Origin of the sequence: Streptomyces sp. NPDC058619, from assembly GCF_042717785.1 — a bacterium.
Taxonomy (GTDB): domain Bacteria; phylum Actinomycetota; class Actinomycetes; order Streptomycetales; family Streptomycetaceae; genus Streptomyces.
In genome coordinates this window covers 1-2,936 of record NZ_JBHXQN010000011.1, presented here as the reverse complement: position 1 = coordinate 2,936, position 2,936 = coordinate 1, and the positions used below count along the sequence as shown (strand labels likewise).

Annotated in this window: 4 protein-coding genes and 1 tRNA gene; 2 read left to right on the top strand and 3 right to left on the bottom strand. The window is 71.8% G+C overall.

Annotated features, from left to right (window positions below; all coding sequences use genetic code 11):
* Positions 1-122: 122 nt before the first annotated feature.
* A complete protein-coding gene (locus tag ACFWTC_RS13400) occupies positions 123-347 on the bottom strand; it encodes a DUF2277 domain-containing protein (RefSeq protein ID WP_383915385.1) in 225 nt (74 codons plus the stop codon).
* A 15-nt stretch (positions 348-362) separates the two neighbouring features.
* On the bottom strand, positions 363-1,013 hold the full coding sequence (locus ACFWTC_RS13395) for a hypothetical protein (protein ID WP_383915384.1): 651 nt from the start codon (positions 1,011-1,013) through the stop codon (positions 363-365).
* A gap of 147 nt (positions 1,014-1,160) precedes the next feature.
* Here ACFWTC_RS13395 and ACFWTC_RS13390 point away from each other — a divergent pair, with 147 nt between their 5' ends.
* Both ACFWTC_RS13390 and ACFWTC_RS13385 read left to right on the top strand, forming a co-directional pair.
* Positions 1,161-1,235: a 50S ribosomal protein bL37 gene (locus ACFWTC_RS13390; protein ID WP_100661309.1), complete on the top strand. Its 75-nt coding sequence runs from the start codon at positions 1,161-1,163 to the stop codon at positions 1,233-1,235.
* 110 nt (positions 1,236-1,345) lie between these two features.
* On the top strand, positions 1,346-2,368 hold the full coding sequence (locus tag ACFWTC_RS13385) for a nuclease-related domain-containing protein (protein WP_384074188.1): 1,023 nt from the start codon (positions 1,346-1,348) through the stop codon (positions 2,366-2,368).
* Positions 2,369-2,735: 367 nt separating this feature from the next.
* Here the strand turns inward: ACFWTC_RS13385 and ACFWTC_RS13380 are convergent.
* Positions 2,736-2,810 (bottom strand) — tRNA-Val (locus tag ACFWTC_RS13380).
* Positions 2,811-2,936: the final 126 nt, after the last annotated feature.

Genomic DNA, 2,936 nt, shown 5'->3' with positions numbered 1-2,936 from the left:
GGTCACGCGGTCACGCGGTCACGCGGTCACGCGGTCACGCGGTCACGCGGTCACGCGGTCACGCGGTCACGCGGTCACGCGGTCACGCGGTCACGCACGCCTTGACGCCGTCGCGCGGGCGGTCACACGGCGGCGGTCTGCCCCCGTACGTGCACCCCGTCCAGCAGATCCCGCGTGGCCTCGGCGACGGCGTCCACGGCCGCGTCGAATACCTCGCGGTTGTGCGCGGCCGGCGCGCGGAACCCGGACACCTTGCGTACGTACTGGAGCGCTGCGGCGCGGATCTCCTCCTCGGTGGCCTTCTCGGGGATGGCGGGCGGGCGCAGGGTCTTAATGGAACGGCACATGCCTCCACTATCCCGCTACCGCGGCAGCTCGGCCCCGGACAGTTTCAGGATCAGGCCGGCCTGGAGCCGGGCGCGCAGTTCCGGGTCGGCGACCTCGTCGAGGAGGCCGAGGGCCTGCTGGGTCGACTCGGCCGCCCGCCGGTCGTCGCGCAGCGCGGTCGTCTGGTCGGTCATGTGCTTGAGCGCGAGGTCGGCCCGGCGGTGGAAGAGCTGTCCGGCGAGCGTGGTGACCAGGCCCACCGAGCTGGTGACGATCCCCAGGTAGAACTCGCCGCCGCTCTCGGCCTTCCACACCGCCAGCCCCACCCCGAACAGCAGGACCGCCGCTCCGGCCGCGGCAAAGCTCTGGCTGGTGGCGAAGCTGCTGCGGGCCTGGGTCAGCCCGTACGCGTAGTACTCGACGAGGAGGGGCGTGAAGTCGTCCCGCCGGTCTCCCAGTTGGGCCGAGGGGTGCGGCAGGCCGCCCACGTCGTGGAACTTGGGGTGGCCCGGTCCGGTGGCGGGTGCCCCGGCGTCGTGAGCGGTGAGCTGCGCGAGCAGCCGGTCCCGTTCCTCGGTCCGTCTCCGCTCGAAGGAGGCCCCCGCGGCCCGTTCCAGCAGCACCAGCACCACCGCGGCCGCGACCACCGCCACGGCCACCCCGCCCCACGCGAGCCACTCGCCCATCTCCCGACGATCCCACGCGCGGGCCCCGGGGCCAAGGCCCGTACCGGGTGGTGCCCGGTGGCTTCCGGCGGCGCTGATGCGGGTGTGGCGGGCGGAATCTAAACTGGCGGAGTCGTGAAGGATCCCGAGGTGAGGGAGATGCGCATCATGGCCAAGCGAGGCAACAAGCGGCGCGCCCGCAAGAAGAAGAAGGCCAACCACGGCAAGCGCCCCAACGCCTGACCCACCACCTGACGCGAAGGCCCCCACGCACACCCGACGGGGGCCTTCACGCTGTGCGGAGGTCGTCTTGTGGCGGCGCGATCCTGTTGCTCCCATGGTCTCCGGGCGACATGTCAGGGGGCGGCGTGGGCGGGCTGAAGGTCTCTCGTTGGCGGAAGTCCGGTCACGACCGGCTGTACGTGAACCTGCCGGGCGGGACCGCCGTCGCCTGGGCCGACTGCCGCAGCGGCAAGGTGACCGTACTCGTGGAGGAGCACCGCCAGGAGGCACTGGCCCTCCTCAGGCAACAGCTCGCGAACCTGCCCGAGCCCACGGACGCGCGGCCCGAGCCGCCACCGGGGGCCAGGCCCGTCCGGCCGAAGCCGACGAGGACGCTCCCGCCCCTGAAGGCACCCGACGACCTGGCACTCAACCGGCCGGGCTCCGGGATCCGGGAGATGCTCCGCTCGAAGGGGCCGAGCCGCGTAATGCGGGCCCTGGACCGGGTGTTGGGGAGGGAGAGCGAGTGGGACCCCTGGTTCAAGGGGCTGGCCGGCGAACGCATCGCGGGCGCCGAACTCGACCGCTTGACGGCCCGGGGATGGAAGGTCCTGCACTCGATCCCGTTGACCCGCGGCGGCGACATCGACCACCTGCTCGTCGGCCCCGGCGGGTCTTCACGGTCAACACCAAGTACCTGCGGGGGAAGTCGGTGTGGATCGGCGACGACACGGTCAAGGTCGACCACGGCCCCCCGCACCCGTACCCGGCCAGGAGCCGCGCCGAGGCCAGGCACGCCCGCGGCGTCCTGGAACGGCACTGCCCCTTCCCGGTGGAGGTGGAGCCGGTCCTCGTGTTCGTGGGCGTACGCAACCTCCCCGCGGCGGCGACCACCCCGCCCCGGGTCCGGATATACGGGGAGCACGACGTCGCCGCCCTCGGCCCCCTCACCGGCCGCCTCACGCCGGAACAGGTCGACCTCGTCTACGCGGTGGCCCGCCACCGCCGGACCTGGCTCAGCCCCTGACCCGGCAGACCCGCCGACCAGGGAGTTCACCAGGGGAGGAGCGGCCCGTCCCCAGAATCCGGGTGGTAGCGCACGGCAAGCCCCGGCCGGTAACGCCCCAGGAAGGACGGATGGCACGGCCCCTTGACGCAGCTCAGCAAGAACTCCGTGAAGGGCCAGGGAACTTCGTGTCACTCCCCCACCTGCGTCCCGACCACCACGCGCCACTCGCCGGGTCGTCCTCCTCGGCGAGGAAGCAGTACCCGGCACCCTCCCCGTCCCCGCTTCACCGGATCAGGAACGGATGGCGCTCGGAATCGTCAACGTGCGACCGGCCGGACGGTCCAGAAGTGGTGGTCGAAGGAGCCGGGCCCCTACAGGTCGAGAAAGTCCTTGCAGTCCGCCGGCAGACCCACCCCCGAGGTTGGATCGCCAGCTGGGGCCCGGCCGCTGCCGTCGGGGTCAGATCTGTACGCAAGAGGCCCCCCGCCATGGTCGGCGGGGGGCCTTTGTGCTGGTGGGCGCGGACGGTTTCGAACCGCCGACATCTGCTTTGTAAGAGCAGCGCTCTACCCCTGAGCTACGCACCCGTGAATGAGTGGACAGCCTACATGGCGGGCACCCCCCCCCGTTATGTTTTTCGTGGTCCTGCAATGGGGCCGCTGGCCTCCGGGCCCGGTATGACTGTGTCCCCTCTGTCGAACGAATGACCTGGG